Source organism: Pseudonocardia sp. GCM10023141, assembly GCF_042653605.1.
Genome location: NZ_JBHSIR010000043.1, coordinates 66848 through 80952 on the forward strand (window position 1 = coordinate 66848; position 14105 = coordinate 80952).

At 71.4% G+C, this 14105-nt stretch carries 12 protein-coding genes; 3 read left to right on the plus strand and 9 right to left on the minus strand.

The features are described 5' to 3' along the window. Positions 1-6 precede the first annotated feature (6 nt). From ACFPFQ_RS25445 to clpB, 6 genes are all read right to left on the minus strand, one after another. Positions 7-2433, minus strand: a complete 2427-nt coding sequence (locus ACFPFQ_RS25445) for an AAA family ATPase (RefSeq protein WP_379623051.1) — start codon at positions 2431-2433, stop codon at positions 7-9. Next, positions 2430-3095 carry a hypothetical protein gene (locus tag ACFPFQ_RS25450; RefSeq protein ID WP_379623053.1) on the minus strand — a complete coding sequence of 222 codons (666 nt, stop codon included), beginning with the start codon at positions 3093-3095 and terminating at the stop codon, positions 2430-2432. Before ACFPFQ_RS25450 ends, ACFPFQ_RS25445 begins: the two co-directional genes overlap by 4 nt. Positions 3096-3192: 97 nt before the next feature. After that, positions 3193-3765 carry a phosphoribosyltransferase family protein gene (locus ACFPFQ_RS25455; protein ID WP_379623055.1) on the minus strand — a complete coding sequence of 191 codons (573 nt, stop codon included), beginning with the start codon at positions 3763-3765 and terminating at the stop codon, positions 3193-3195. Positions 3766-3770: 5 nt separating this feature from the next. Beyond that, on the minus strand, positions 3771-4535 hold the full coding sequence (locus ACFPFQ_RS25460; RefSeq protein WP_379623057.1) for an SDR family NAD(P)-dependent oxidoreductase: 765 nt from the start codon (positions 4533-4535) through the stop codon (positions 3771-3773). Between the two features lie 27 nt (positions 4536-4562). Continuing rightward, a complete protein-coding gene (locus ACFPFQ_RS25465; protein WP_379623059.1) occupies positions 4563-5222 on the minus strand; it encodes a hypothetical protein in 660 nt (219 codons plus the stop codon). A 114-nt stretch (positions 5223-5336) separates the two neighbouring features. Next, positions 5337-7964 carry an ATP-dependent chaperone ClpB gene (gene clpB, locus ACFPFQ_RS25470; protein ID WP_379623061.1) on the minus strand — a complete coding sequence of 876 codons (2628 nt, stop codon included), beginning with the start codon at positions 7962-7964 and terminating at the stop codon, positions 5337-5339. A 124-nt stretch (positions 7965-8088) separates the two neighbouring features. Here clpB and ACFPFQ_RS25475 point away from each other — a divergent pair, with 124 nt between their 5' ends. Together ACFPFQ_RS25475 and ACFPFQ_RS25480 are read left to right on the plus strand one after the other, a co-directional pair. Then, positions 8089-9291: an AAA family ATPase gene (locus ACFPFQ_RS25475; RefSeq protein WP_379623063.1), complete on the plus strand. Its 1203-nt coding sequence runs from the start codon at positions 8089-8091 to the stop codon at positions 9289-9291. Next, positions 9288-10307 carry a tetratricopeptide repeat protein gene (locus ACFPFQ_RS25480; protein ID WP_379623065.1) on the plus strand — a complete coding sequence of 340 codons (1020 nt, stop codon included), beginning with the start codon at positions 9288-9290 and terminating at the stop codon, positions 10305-10307. The genes ACFPFQ_RS25475 and ACFPFQ_RS25480 overlap by 4 nt, the downstream gene beginning before the upstream one ends. Here the strand turns inward: ACFPFQ_RS25480 and ACFPFQ_RS25485 are convergent. Further along, positions 10304-10882, minus strand: coding sequence for a pyridoxamine 5'-phosphate oxidase family protein (locus tag ACFPFQ_RS25485; protein WP_379623067.1), 579 nt, complete (start codon positions 10880-10882; stop codon positions 10304-10306). The two genes, ACFPFQ_RS25480 and ACFPFQ_RS25485, sit on opposite strands and share 4 nt — an antisense overlap. A gap of 403 nt (positions 10883-11285) precedes the next feature. Between ACFPFQ_RS25485 and ACFPFQ_RS25490 the strand changes: the two genes are divergently transcribed. Beyond that, positions 11286-12389, plus strand: a complete 1104-nt coding sequence (locus ACFPFQ_RS25490) for a globin domain-containing protein (protein WP_379623289.1) — start codon at positions 11286-11288, stop codon at positions 12387-12389. A gap of 80 nt (positions 12390-12469) precedes the next feature. Here ACFPFQ_RS25490 and ACFPFQ_RS25495 read toward each other — a convergent pair whose 3' ends face one another. Both ACFPFQ_RS25495 and dnaJ read right to left on the minus strand, forming a co-directional pair. After that, the gene (locus tag ACFPFQ_RS25495) at positions 12470-12904 is read right to left on the minus strand and encodes a heat shock protein transcriptional repressor HspR (protein ID WP_379623068.1); all 435 of its coding nucleotides are present in this window, start codon (positions 12902-12904) and stop codon (positions 12470-12472) included. Further along, entirely contained in the window at positions 12904-14085 is a 1182-nt protein-coding gene (dnaJ, locus tag ACFPFQ_RS25500) for a molecular chaperone DnaJ (RefSeq protein WP_379623070.1), read from the minus strand. Before dnaJ ends, ACFPFQ_RS25495 begins: the two co-directional genes overlap by 1 nt. Positions 14086-14105: the final 20 nt, after the last annotated feature.

The window sequence follows — 14105 nt, forward strand, 5'->3', positions numbered from 1 at the left end:
CGGCACCTACGGCTGCGCGGTGGCGGCCGCCGTGTCCCCTTCCTGCAGACGCCCGCCCGAGGGCAGCGACAGCGACACCGGGGAGTGCCCGCGGTGCGCTCCCGCCGCCGCGGAGTGGTACTCCTCCAGCTGCGCCGTGAAGCTCTCGTCCGCGTACACGGTGCCGTCCACCGTGACACCCTCGCGGCACTCGAGCACCGCCTCGATGTCCTCTCCCGACAGCGTCTTGTGCGTCTCCAGCGCGTGGGCGATGGCGAGCACGCCTGCCCGGTTCTCCTTCAGGATCGTCTCGGCGCGGTCGAGCAGCTCCTCGAGCTGGTTCTCGATCCGGTCGGCAAGCGCGTGGCGCAGCACCTTCTCGGTGCTCTCACCCTTGGGTGGGCCGCCGCGCCCGCCGCCGGGGCTGCCGACCTCGAGTCGCCGGGCCGTCGAGTAGGACGACACGGTGGACCCCATGCCCCAGTAGCCCTCCATGAACGACGCCACGGCCGTGGCCGACTCCAGGTCACCCGACACCCCGGACGACGAGTCGCCGTCGAAGAACATCCGCTCCCCGGCCAGCGACGCGAGTGACACGAGGATGTCGGCCTCGTACTCCGAGCGCCACCGGGTGAACTGGTCCTCCGGCGGGATGCTCGCGACCATGCCCAGGTAGTCGCTGCCCTTCTCGATCGTCGCGAGGTCGATCTCCATGTGGCGCCGCGTGCGGAAGGCCACCACGGCGTGGCAGGCCTCGTGCACGGCGACGGCGTGGCGCTCGCGCTCGATGTACTCGACGTCCTCCGGCGGCCCGAGGTCCTTGAGCTGCTTGGCCCGCATCACGTCCTTCCACGTGATCACCTCGCGGCCGTCGCGGATGGCGATGATCAGCGACTCGTTGACGAGGTCCTTGATCGTGGCGCCGGTGGCGTAGGGGGTGATCGTGGAGAGCTTCTCGATCTGGTCGGTGTCGAGCTCGTGGGCGACCTTGGCGAGGTAGCCCTCGTAGGTGCGCACCCGGCCCGCCTTGCTGGGGTAGCCGACGCGGTAGATCCGGTCGATGCGGCCCGGCCGCAACAGCGCCTCGTCAAGCGCCTCGGGCATGTTCGTGGCCATCATGACGAGGATCCGGTACTTGGGCGGCGGCTTCGGGCGCATGCCCAGCACGCGCCGGCCCAGCCGGTTGATGATGCCGCGTGGCTTCTTCAGCCCGGACAGCTCGGTGAGCAGCGCCTGCAGCGTGCCCATGCCACCGCCGCCGCCCATCCCGCCCATGCCACCCATGACGAAGCGGGAGCGCCCCGGATCGGCGCCGGGCTGCTCGGCGCCGGAGTGCATCGACGACCGGGTCAGCAGGTGGCGCGTGTCCTCGGACAAGTAGGAGAACCCGTGGCAGCCCGCGTTCTGGAACGGCGCGGGCGCGCCCATGCCGCCGACGCCCATGCCCCGTCCCCCGGGACCACCGGGGCCGGTCTGCGCGAGCGCCCCACGGTTGCCCAGCGCGTCGGCCTCGTCGAAGAAGACGATGACGCCGCCGTAGCGCAGCGCGAGCTTGCGCAGCTTGCGGAACAGGGACTTCACCTTGAGGATGCCGACGCCCATGAACATGTTGGTGAACGCGCCGGGATCGACGAAGACGTAGGGCTTGCCGGTCTCACCCGCCACGGCCTCCGCCATCAGCGTCTTGCCCGTGCCGGGCGGACCCCACAGCAGCATGCCGGACGGGACGTAGCCGCCCTTGGCCTCGATCTCGTCCGGGTTCTCCAGGAAGACGATGTTCTCCTTGACGCGCTCGACGACGTGGTCCTGGCCCCACACGTCGGTGAACCGGGTGTTGATGTCGTCGGGGTAGTAGGTGTCCACGCCACCGCGCGACAGGAACCAGAAGATCGCGGCGAACTGCAGCACGACGAACAGCAGCGTGAACGTCAACTGCAGGATCAGGGGCAGCGCCTGGAACACCAGCGCCGGTAGCTGGAAGATCGCCAGCACTGGCTGCGTCTCCAGGATCTGGCCCGCCACCAGCGCGAACAGCGCGATGAAGGCGATGAACTTGATCAGCCGGGACAGCCGGAACCGCGTCCAGTCCGAGAACCGCCTGCGCAGCGCGCGCTCGGTGCCGCCGAAGACCTTCTTGGACCAGAAGGCGTGGTAGCGCGGCGACCGCTCGCTGACGAAGAAGTGGATCTGGCGCAGCAGTTCGGCACCGGCCAGCCAGAGCAGCCACTGCGAGTCGACCACCTGGATGCGGGCCGCGTCGACGAACGGCAGCAGCGGGTTGTCGGCCATGGCGGCCCACACGATGACCAGCCACGCGAAGACGAACAGCAGCAGCAGGCGGGAGCGATCCCAGAACGACATCTTCTTGCGGGTGGGAGCGGGCGCGGCGTGCGGTGGCTCGTCCGGCGGGGTGAGTCCTTCGTGTGCGGGCACGGATTCGACCGGTGTCGTCATGGGGTCTCCCGGACGGTGAAGGAGGAGACCACACTCGTGATCTCCTTCTGGCGCTGCTGGTAGCACTCGGTCGAGCAGCGCAGGAAGAGCACGTAGAGCTTGCTGGCGTCCTCGTTGAGGTAGGCCGTCTGATCGAAGATCTGCATCGGTCCGCCCGCCATCCGGTAGCCGTAGACGGTGTGCACGCCGTGCAGGCCCTTCGGCGTCAGCACGTCGTCGCTGACCAGCGTGAAGTCGGTGAGGATCGGTGACGCCTGCTGGCGGCCCTGTGCGGTGACCGGCAGGAACAGATCCCGCAGCAGGTCGAACGAGAACTGCCCGCGGGCCGGCGCGGGTACCGATTCCACGCGGATCATCGCCGCGGGCATCGCCGCGCTGGTGGGCCCGAACAGGTGCATGGCCGACGGGGCGGTGTCGGCGTCGTAGCCGACCACCCACGATCCGGGGTTCGTGGCCGCGCCTGAGGTGTCCAGGCCCAGCGCCGCATTGATCGACTGGGCGTCGATCGGCTGCCACGAATTGGGGATCTTGAGATAGGTGTGATCAGCCGAGTTGGTGACGTAGTTGTAGGACGGCGCCCCGCACCCGGCCAGCGACGCAGCCGCAATGATCACGAAACACCATGTCGAGAACCGCTGGTAGACCCGGGTCCGGACAGCCATTCGACCTCCCGCCGTGACCGCACCGTGATCTATGAGTATGCGTCACGGAGAGCCTCGGGGGATGGGCCGAATCGGTTGTGAATGAAGTGGTGACAGATCAGCTCAGGCCGAGGTCGGCCAGTCCGAGCAAGGCCCGATAGGGGGCGCCCTCGGCCTCGATGATCTCCCGTGCACCCGTGTCGCGGTCGACGACCGTGGCCACGCCGACCACCGTGGCGCCCGCGTCCCTGGCCGCGCGCAGCGCCGTGAGCGGCGACGATCCCGTGGTGGAGGTGTCCTCGACGATGAGCACGCGGCGCCCCGCGATATCGGGCCCCTCGATGAGCCGCTGCATCCCGTGCTGCTTGGCGGCCTTGCGCACCACGAACGCGTCGACGGCCCCGACGGCGTCGTCGACGGCCCGTTCGGCAGCGGCGGCGTGCAGGATCGAGGTGGCCACCGGGTCGGCACCGAGCGTCAGCCCGCCGACGGCGGAGTAGTCCCAGTCGGCCGTGAGCACACGCAACAGGCGTCCGATCAGCGGCGCGGCACGGTGCTCGAGCGTGACGCGGCGCAGGTCCACGTAGTAGTCGGCCTCGGCGCCGGACGAGAGCGTGACGCGTCCGTGTACGACGCCCAGCTCCCGGACCAGGCCGGCGAGCTGGTCGCGTTCGGCATCAGCGGTACTCATGTCGCTCACCTGTCCCCCAGTGCGAGCAACCGCCGGACCAGCGCCCTCGGCAACAGATCCACGGCTGCGACGATGGCCTTGTACTGCACGCTGGGCACCGACACGACCTTGCCGCGCGCGAGGTCGGCGAGGCAGTCGTCCACCACGCGGGTGGCCTCGAGCCAGAGCGGCCCGGTGCGGGCGCCCATGTCCAGGCCGGCGCGTTCGTGGAACTCGGTGCGGACGAAACCGGGGCACAGCGCCATGGCGCGGACGCCGGTTCCGTCGAGTCCCGAGGCGATGGCCTCGGTGAACGTGGTGACCCATGCCTTGTCGGCGCCGTAGGTGGACCCGCGGCCCGCCAGGAACGATGCCACGCTCGACACGTTGACGACCGCGCCGCGGCGTCGCCCCACCATGCCGGGCAGGGCCGCCCTGGTCAGCTGCAGCACCGCCGTCACGTTGACGTCGAGCTGGCGCTGCAGCGCGTCGATCCCCTCGTTCAGGAACTCGCCGGGGGTCGAGAAGCCGGCGTTGTTGATCAGCAGGTCGACGGGTGCGGCGTCGGGGTCCGACAGCCGGGCGGCCACCCGGTCGCGCTCCGCCGAGACGGACAGGTCGGCGGCGAGCACCTCGACGGAGACGCCCGCGGTGCGCGCCGCGCTGGCCGCGGCCTCCAGGCGCTTGCGATCCCTCGCCACGAGGACGAGGTCGCGGCCGTCGGCGGCCAACCGGGTGACGAAGGCGGCACCGATGCCCGCCGTGGCTCCGGTGATCAGGGCGGTGGGCACGCTCAAAACACTAGTTGGCCGTGCAGATCACTTTCCGAGGCGGTGCCGGGCGGCGTTCTGGCCCTGCTCCAGCGCGGTGGCCACCTCGGCCAGATCGGCGAGCAGGTCCTGGAGTCGATCGGGGGTGGAGTCCAGCGGGGCCGTGGCCAGCACCCAGGACTCCTCGGCCCACAGCAGCTCGACGTCGTCACCGACGGCGTCGCTCGCGTCGGCGAGCCGCGGGGTGAGCAGCGGGCGCACGGCCTCGGCGTCGGAGACGAACGCGTAGCGGGCACCGACCGGCTCGAGCAGGTCGAGGCCGGCGTCGTCGGGCAGCGGGGCGGACGGGAGCCGGAGCTCGACCGCCGCTGGGAGCTGGGCCTGCACCTGCACGGCCACCAGCACCGAGTTGAGCCGGCCCGCCTGCTCGTGGTCGAACACGTAGGCCTGCCGCGGCCCGTCGGGCGTGGGGACGTCGCCGCTGATCAGGTTGCGCGCCACCCCCGGCCCGCCCTGGTGGATGGTGCCGTAGCGCCACCGGCTGGGCAGCACCGGATCGGTGTCGAGGTACTCCCACCCCCGCATCGCCGCCCAGCGTCGCCGGTCCTTGACGCCGCTGGAGCCGCGGGACCGGTCGGCGATGAGCAGCACGACGCCCACCACAACCGCGATGATCGCGATGACGAACCACACCGTTGACGTGCCCACGGGGCGGAGCCTAGACCGGACACGGCCACATCGCCGGGAACGCCACGTTCACTCGAACGTGCAGTTGCCCCACCCGTGCTCGTGGCACGGGTGGGGCAACGGTGGAGCAGCGCGTCAGCGCATCGTGACGGGCATCGGGGCAGGCAGGGCGCGGCCGACGATCAGCCCGCCCGTGCCGCCCGATGCCGCGGCGTCGAGGTCGACCCGGACGGTGTCGCCCTCGCGGACGTCGCCGGCCAGCAGCTCCTTCGCGAGCTGGTCGCCGATGGACGACTGCACGAGCCGCCGCAGCGGCCGCGCGCCGTACACCGGGTCGAACCCGTTCATCGCCAGCCACTCGCGGGCGCCGTCGGACACCTCGAGGGTGAGCCGGCGCTTGGCGAGCCGCTTGCGCAGCACGTCGAGCTGGATGTCGACGATGTGCGTGAGCTCGGCGGTGGACAGCGCGTGGAACACCACGACATCGTCGAGCCGGTTGAGGAACTCCGGCTTGAAGTGCCGCTGCACCACGGCCATCACCGCGTCGCGGCGACCGCGGTCGTCCAGTGCCGGATCGGTGATGGACTGCGAGCCCAGGTTGGACGTGAGCACCAGGATGGTGTTGCGGAAGTCGACCGTGCGGCCCTGGCCGTCGGTGAGCCGCCCGTCGTCGAGCACCTGCAGCAGCGTGTCGAACACATCGGGGTGGGCCTTCTCGACCTCGTCGAACAGCACCACCGAGTACGGCCTGCGCCGCACGGCCTCGGTGAGCTGACCGCCCTGGTCGTAGCCGACGTAGCCGGGAGGAGCACCCACCAGCCGGGCGACCGAGTGCTTCTCGGAGTACTCGCTCATGTCGATGCGGATCATCGCCCGCTCGTCGTCGAACAGGAATTCCGCCAGCGCCTTGGCCAGCTCGGTCTTGCCGACGCCGGTGGGGCCGAGGAACAGGAACGAGCCGGTGGGCCGGTTCTCGTCGGCGATGCCCGACCGGGCACGACGCACGGCGTCGGACACCGCGCGCACCGCCTCGGCCTGGCCGACGACGCGATGGCCCAGCTCCTCCTCCATGCGCAGCAGCTTGGCCGTCTCGCCCTCGAGCATCCGACCGGCCGGGATCCCCGTCCACGCGGACACGACGTCGGCGACGTCGTCGGGGCCGACCTCCTCCTTGAGCATCAGCTCCGCATCGGGTGCGGTGACGGCGGTGGCCTCCGCGAGCTGCTTCTCCAGCCCGGGGATCTTGCCGTAGCGCAGCTCGGCGGCCCGACCCAGATCACCGTCGCGCTCGGCGCGCTCGGACTCCCCGCGCAGCGACTCGAGCTGCTCCTTGAGCTCGCGGACGCCCTCGATGGCGCCGCGCTCGTTCTGCCAGCGCGCGGTCAGCGCCGAGAGCTCCTCGCGCTTCTCCGCCAGCTCGGCGCGCAGCGCGGCCAGCCGCTCGACGGAGGCGGCGTCGGACTCCTTCGCCAGCGCCATCTCCTCGATCTCCAGCCTGCGCACGGCCCGCTCGACGGTGTCGATCTCGACGGGCCGGGAGTCGATCTCCATGCGCAGCCGCGACGCCGCCTCGTCGACGAGGTCGATGGCCTTGTCGGGCAGGAACCGCGCGGTGATGTAGCGATCCGACAACGCGGCGGCCGCGACGAGCGCGGCGTCGGTGATGCGAACGCCGTGGTGCACCTCGTAGCGCTCCTTGAGCCCCCGCAAGATGCCGACGGTGTCCTCCACCGAGGGCTCACCCACGTAGACCTGCTGGAACCGGCGCTCCAGCGCGGGGTCCTTCTCGATGCGCTGGCGGTACTCGTCGAGCGTGGTGGCACCGACGAGCCGCAGCTCGCCGCGCGCCAGCATCGGCTTGATCATGTTGCCTGCGTCCATCGCGCCCTCGCCGGAGGCGCCAGCGCCGACGATGGTGTGCAGCTCGTCGATGAACGTGATGACCTGGCCCGCCGAGTCGGTGATCTCCTTGAGGACGGCCTTGAGCCGCTCCTCGAACTCACCGCGGTACTTGGCGCCCGCGACCATGGACCCGAGGTCCAGCGAGATCACGCGCTTGCCGCGCAGCGACTCCGGCACGTCACCGGCCACCACCCGCTGGGCGAGGCCCTCCACGATGGCGGTCTTGCCGACGCCGGGCTCACCGATGAGCACCGGGTTGTTCTTGGTGCGCCGCGACAGGACCTGCACGACTCGCCGGATCTCCGAGTCGCGCCCGATCACCGGGTCGAGCTCGCCCTTGCGGGCCCGCTCGGTGAGGTCGACGCCGTACTTCTCCAGCGCCTGGTACGTGCTCTCCGGATCCGGGTTGGTGACGCGCGCGCTCCCGCGGACCTTGGCGAACGCCTCGCGCAGCGCGTCGGCAGAGGCGCCGTGGCGGCGCAGCAGCTGCGAGACCGGGCTGCCCGTGGAGGCGAGCCCGACGAGCAGGTGCTCGGTGGAGACGTACTCGTCGCCCATCTCGGTGGCGAGCTGTTGGGCGGCGGTGATCGCGGCGAGCGCATCGCGCGACAGCTCGGGCGCCCGTACCGTGGCACCTGCCGCCGACGGCAGCCGGTTGCCGAGCTGGGTGAGCTCGGAGCGCACGGCAGCCGCGTCCGCGCCGACGGCCGCCAGCAGCGGGGCGGCGATGCCGTCGGGCTGGGAGAGCAGCGCGCCGAGCAGATGGGTGGGGCCGACGTCGGGGTTACCGGCGAGAGCGGCAGCCTGCACAGCGGCCGAAAGAGCCTGCTGCGACTTGGTGGTGGGGTTGAAGGAGTCCATCCCTCACGTCCTCCTGCAATGGGTCCTTGGCACCATCGTGCCCGTCTACATGACCAACGTCAGGAAAGTTGAGTCTGTTCCGCTCAAGCTGCTCGATTTCCGGAGTCCGGCCATACTGCACCCGATGCCAGCCGATCCGCTCCTGTCGAGCCTGCTCGCCGCGGTGGCGGCCACGCCCGACGACATCCCGTTGCGGCTGCACGTGGCGCAGCTGCTCGGTGAACACGGCCGGATCCCCGAGGCGCTGCAGCACTGCACCGAGGTGCTGCGCCGCGATGCCGGCAACGGCGAGGCGATCACGCTCCTCCAGCGCCTCACCGCCGCACTCACCGCACCGGCGACCCCGCAGCAGGCGGCTTCCGACTTCGACTGGAACCACGCCGAGCAGCAGGTGTCCGACATCCCGGAGCCCGCGCTCGCGCAGGACGGGGCGCCGTCACCGGTTGTCGAGGACATCGAACGGCCCGCGGTCCGGCTGGCCGACGTCGGCGGGATGGAGCACGTCAAGGAGCGCCTCGAGCTCGCGTTCCTGGGCCCGATGCGCAACCCGCAGCTGGCCAAGGCGTTCGGCACGAACCTCGCGGGCGGGCTGCTGCTCTACGGTCCGCCGGGCTGCGGCAAGACCTTCCTCGCCCGCGCGGTCGCCGGGGAGCTGGGTGCGAGCTTCTACAACATCGGCATCTCCGACGTGCTCGACATGTACGTGGGCAGCAGCGAGCGCAACCTCGCGCAGATCTTCGACGCGGCCCGGCGCAACGCTCCGTGCGTGCTGTTCCTCGACGAGGTCGATGCGCTGGGTCAGAAGCGCTCGCACCTGACGCACTCGTCGAGCATGCGCAACACGGTCAACCAGCTGCTCGCGGAGATGGACTCGCTCGGCGGCCGCAACGACGGCGTGTTCGTGCTCGGCGCCACCAACCACCCGTGGGACGTCGACAGCGCGCTGCGCCGCCCCGGCCGGTTCGACCGGATGCTGCTCGTGCTGCCCCCGGACGCGCCGGCCCGCGCCGCCATCCTGCACTACCACCTCGCCAACCGGCCCGCCGCCGGCGTGGACCTCGACCGGCTGGTGCGGGTCACCGAGCACTTCTCCGGGGCCGATCTGGCGCACGTCTGCGCGACGGCCGCCGAACGCGCGCTGGCCGCGTCGATGCGCAGCAACCGGCTCGTCCCGCTGACCACCGCCGACCTCGAGGCCGCCGTCCGCGAGGTCCGGCCCAGCACCGGACCGTGGTTCGCCACGGCGCGCAACGTCGTGGCGTTCGCCAACACCGACGGCAGCTACGACGACCTGGCCACCTACCTGCGCAAGCACCGCAAGCTGTGACCTCGGCCGCCGCGCGGGTGGAGCAGCTCCGCCGGCTCGGCCGGCTCGCCGATGCCGAGCGCGAGGCCCGGACCGCGCTGGCCGAGCACCCGCAGGACGCCGAACTGCTCGGCTCGCTCGCGGCCGTCCTGCTCGCCGGGAAGCGGCACGTCGAGGGCCTCGCCGTTGCCGAGGCGGCATCGGCGGCCGATCCCGGGTACGAGCGGGGCCACCGGCTGCGGGCACTGCACCTGTCCCGGCTCGGTCGCCACCAGGAGGCCGTCCAGGCCGGATACGTCTCGGTGTCGCTGCTTCCGGAGGAGGCGGTCGCGGCACTCGGGTATGCGCAGGTACTGCAACGGGCCGGGCGCACCGTCGACGCGCTGCAGGTGGCCAGGCGGGCCGTCGCGCTCGAGCCGGAGTCCGCGGTCGCCCACCACGTGCTCGGCGACATCAACTTCGACCTCGGGGCCCGCCGCGACGCCCGCGCCGCCTACCGGGAGGCGCTGCGGATCGAGCCGCAGAACGCCGACGTCCTGCACGACCTCGCCCGCCTCGACGCCCTGCAACAACACCCGGGACGGGCCCTGCGCGGGTTCGTCGACGCCGGCGTGCTGGACCCCGGTATGGGCATGGTGATGCCCGCCATCACGACGGTGCTCTGGCGGCTGTCGTGGCAGCTGCGGATGGGGCTGGCCGGCGCCGTGCTCATCGCCTTCGTCGCGAGCGGGCCCGATCCGGACACCGCCGCCTGGTCCGTGCGCATCGCGGCCACGACGGTGCTCGGCGCCGCCGCACTGCTGACGTGGTGGACGGCGCGCGGCCTGCCCCGGCAGACCGGACAGGTACTGCGCGCGGCGCTTCGCGCAGACGTCCCGCTGACCGGCACGTACCTCGCCATCGCGGTGTGCCTGCTGCTCTACGCGGCGGTGGCCGTCACCGGGGTCGCGGTGCTGGCCGCAGCGGTCTGGGTGGTGCTGGTGCTGCTGGGCTGGTTCACGCTGGGCGTTCGCCTGTTGCGGCGGCGGCCGCGCTAGACGGTCCGGCTCGCGCTCGACCGCAGCGTCCGGGCCGAGCCGGAGCCCAGGTGCGCCGAGCGCGGGAACCGGCGCCGCTGTGCGGGCAGCACGGGCGGCGTGGCCTTGGCGCCGAAGTAGTCGCCGCCCTTGCGGGCCGGGTCGTCGGTGCCCCATTCGCGCTTCTCGGTGACCCGGGCCATCCGCGGGATGTGCTTGCGGCAATGGATGTAGGCCTCCTCCACGTGCACCACGACCCACCGGTCGGCGCGCCGACCCCGGGACTCGTCCTGGGGGACGTCCGGGTGCGCGACCCGGAACGCGGCGTCCTCGACGATCTCGGCGGCACCGTTGACGTGCAGGCCGATCATGTCCTCCACGAAGTCGACCATGAGCAGGCCGACGTGGCCGTTCTCGACGATGTTGCCGAGGCTCGCGTGCACGCCGTTGCCGCGGTACTCCGGATAGGCCAGCGTCCGGGTGTTGAGCACCCGGATGAATCCGACCGGTCCGGCGCGCAACGAGGCGTCGCACTCACCTTCGGCATCGGCCGATGCGACGAACAGCATCTCCATGCGTCCGACGAACGCGACCATCGCGGGGAGCAGGCGGTCGCGGAGCTGATCGGCGTAGAACCGATCGGCCCGATCCGTGGAGCCGTACTCGCACTGAAGTGCACGTTCACCCCCCGATCCGGCACTCGGACTGGGGATGTCACATTCCACGGAGTCCACACGGAGGTCCGCGGTACGCCGTTCGATGGAACCGGTTCGGGTGAGTCGGAAAGTTCGCAGTGACACACCGACACCGTGCCATTACCACTCCGCAGGGGCCAGCCCCGTCCGTTCGCGCGCTAGGCTGGGTCGCTGACGCCCGAACCCACCACGCACCCCGGGCCTGCCCTGCGACCAGAGAGAGAGCCGGCCGTCGATGACCGCTGAACAGTTGCTCACCGCCGACCTGCCCTCGGTGGTGGAGCCCCGCAGCGACCGGTCCGGGATGGTCGAGGTCATCCGGGAGAGCTGGGCGCACGTCGAGCCGCAGTCCGAGGACCTGGGCCGGCACTTCTACGCCACGCTGTTCAGCCGGGCACCGGCCACCCGCGAGCTGTTCCCCGTCAACATGGAGGTGCAGCGCAGCCGCCTGCTGCGGGCGCTGGTGCACGTCGTGCAGATGGTCGACCAGCCCGACGACCTCGTGCCGTTCCTCGAGCAACTGGGCCGCGACCACCGCAAGTTCGGGGTGCTGGCCGAGCACTACGACGCGGTCGGGCACGCGCTGATCAGCGCCGTCGAGACGTTCTCGGAGGAGGCCTGGACCGACGAGGTCTCCGCAGCATGGCACGAGTCCTACGCCATGGTGGCGAGGGCGATGCACGCCGCCGCGGAGGCCGAGCGCGGCCCTGCCTCCTGGCTGGGTCGGGTCGTCGGGCACGAGCGGCTGGGCTGGGACATCGCCAAGATCGCGGTGCAGACCAGCGAGCCCATCCCGTACCGCGCCGGCCAGTACGTCAGCGTCGAGACGCCACAACGGCCGCGGCTGTGGCGCTACCTGTCCCCGGCCAACGCCCCCCGGCCCGATGGCCTGCTCGAGTTCCACGTGCGCGCCGTCAACAGCGGGTGGGTCAGCCGGGCGCTCGTCGCGCACTCGCGAGTGGGCGACACGTGGCGCATCGGCCCCCCGATGGGCCGCATGTACGCCGACCCCAGCTCCGAGCGGAGCCTGCTGATGGTGGCGGGTGGCACCGGCATGGCGCCGATCAAGGCACTGCTGGAGGACATCTCGGCCCGCCAGGAGAAGCCCCGGACGCAGGTGTTCGTCGGCGGCCGCACCTGGGAGGACCTCTACGACTTCGCGTCGCTGCGCAAGCTGTCCTACAGCAACGCGTGGCTCGACGTGGTGCCCGTGGTGGAGAAGGAGGACGAGGCGTCCGGTGCCGAGCACGGCACGCTCGCCGACGTCGTCACCCGCTACGGGGCCTGGGCCGATCACGACGTGCTGGTGTGCGGCTCGCCGTCGATGATCCGGGCCACGGTGTCGCGGATGCTGGTGGCTGGCACCCCGCTCGACCGCATCCGCTACGACCCGTTCACCGTGGACTGACCCCGCGCACGCAGAAGGGGCCCCGCACATCTGGCGTGTGCGGGGCCCCTTCTGCGCGGCGGGTCAGCTCTGCGTATCGGTCAGCGGGGTTTGGGTCGCCAGACCACCAGTGCCTGCTTGCGATCCACCGGCACCAGATCGCGCCGGTAGGACGCGTGCACCGAGGCCGCCACCTGCTCGGCCGCGGCCCGGGTGTTGAGCAGCTCGTGGGCCATCTCCTCGATGCGGTGGCGCAACTCGTCCACCAGCTGTTCGAGCTCGATGATCCGCTTGATCCCCGCGAGGTTGACGCCCTCCTCCTGGGAGAGGCGCTGCACCTCGCGCAGCAGTGCGATGTCACGTGCGGAGTAGCGACGCCCGCCGCCTGCAGACCGGCCGGGGCTCACGAGCCCCAGCCGGTCGTAGCTACGCAGCGTCTGGGCGTGCAGCCCGGCCAGCTCGGCGGCAACCGAGATGACGAAGATCGGGCTGTCGGGTGTCGCTCCCGCAGGGAGCGACGGCCCGCCGACGGTCATCACGCACCTCCGAGCAGATCCGCACGAGGGTCGAACGCCTTGGTGGCCTCCGCGTAGGCCTGCAGCGCCGCCGTGGCCTCGTCGTCGAGCCTGGACGGCACGGCGACCTCCACGGTGACGAGCAGATCGCCCGCCTTGTCCTTGCGCGAGACGCCGCGCCCCCGCACCCGGAAGGTGCGCCCGCTCGCCGTGCCCGCCGGGATCTTCAACGACACGTTGGCCTCCAGCGTGGGAACGGTCAACGTGCTGCCCAGCACCAGCTCAGGATAGGTGACGGGCACCGTCAGCGTCAGGTCGTCGGCGTTGCGCGTCGACCGACCGAACAGCTTGTGCGCCCGCACGTGCACCGTGACGTACAGGTCGCCGGCAGGCGCCCCGCCACGGCCCGGCTCGCCCTGGCCCTTGAGCCGCACCTTCTGCCCGTCGGCCACGCCTGCCGGCACCCGGACCGTCAGCGAACGGATCCGGGTGGACACGCCGTCGCCGCCGCACTCCGGGCACGGGTCGTCGATGATCCGGCCCGTTCCGCGGCAGTCGACGCACGGCTCGGAGAACGCGAACGCTCCCTGGCTGCGGCTCACCAGGCCCACCCCGTTGCAGGTGGGGCACTGGCGCGGGGTGCTGCCGGGCTTCGCACCGGTGCCGCCGCAACGCTCGCAGCGACCCGGCGAGCTCAGCCTGATCGGAACCTCGGCACCGCGGACCGCGTCGACGAACTCGATCGTGAGCTCGCTCTCGACGTCGGCACCACGCTGGTTGCGCGGCGGTGCGGCGGTGCCGGCGCCACCCCGATTGGCGAAGATGCCACCAAGGATGTCGCCGAGCCCACCGCCACCACTACCGGCCCCGGCCCGGCCGAACAGATCGCCCATGTCGAAGCCCTGGCCGCCGGCCCCGGTGCCGAAGCCGCCGGGGAACCCGCTGCCACCACCGACGCCACCACCGGCGAACAGAGCACGCGTCTCGTCGTACTCCTTGCGCTTCTTGTCGTCGGACAGGACGCCGTAGGCCTCCGACACGGTCTTGAACCGGGCCTCCGCCTTCGCGTCACCGGGGTTGGCGTCGGGGTGGAGCTCGCGGGCGAGCTTCCGGTAAGCCTTCTTGATCTCATCGCTGGACGCGCCGGAAGCGACGCCCAGCTCACGGTAGAAATCCTTCTCGATCCAGTCGCGCTGGGTCACTCCGCCTCCCCTCGGCTCAT

Coding starts and splice junctions, on each gene's coding strand:
- ACFPFQ_RS25455 (WP_379623055.1), bottom strand. CDS start 3,765: ATGAGTACCGCTGATGCCGAACGCGACCAGCTCGCCGGCCTGGTCCGG.
- ACFPFQ_RS25445 (WP_379623051.1), bottom strand. CDS start 2,433: ATGACGACACCGGTCGAATCCGTGCCCGCACACGAAGGACTCACCCCG.
- ACFPFQ_RS25475 (WP_379623063.1), top strand. CDS start 8,089: ATGCCAGCCGATCCGCTCCTGTCGAGCCTGCTCGCCGCGGTGGCGGCC.
- ACFPFQ_RS25485 (WP_379623067.1), bottom strand. CDS start 10,882: ATGGTCGCGTTCGTCGGACGCATGGAGATGCTGTTCGTCGCATCGGCC.
- ACFPFQ_RS25490 (WP_379623289.1), top strand. CDS start 11,286: ATGGTCGAGGTCATCCGGGAGAGCTGGGCGCACGTCGAGCCGCAGTCC.
- clpB (WP_379623061.1), bottom strand. CDS start 7,964: ATGGACTCCTTCAACCCCACCACCAAGTCGCAGCAGGCTCTTTCGGCC.
- ACFPFQ_RS25495 (WP_379623068.1), bottom strand. CDS start 12,904: ATGACCGTCGGCGGGCCGTCGCTCCCTGCGGGAGCGACACCCGACAGC.
- ACFPFQ_RS25450 (WP_379623053.1), bottom strand. CDS start 3,095: ATGGCTGTCCGGACCCGGGTCTACCAGCGGTTCTCGACATGGTGTTTC.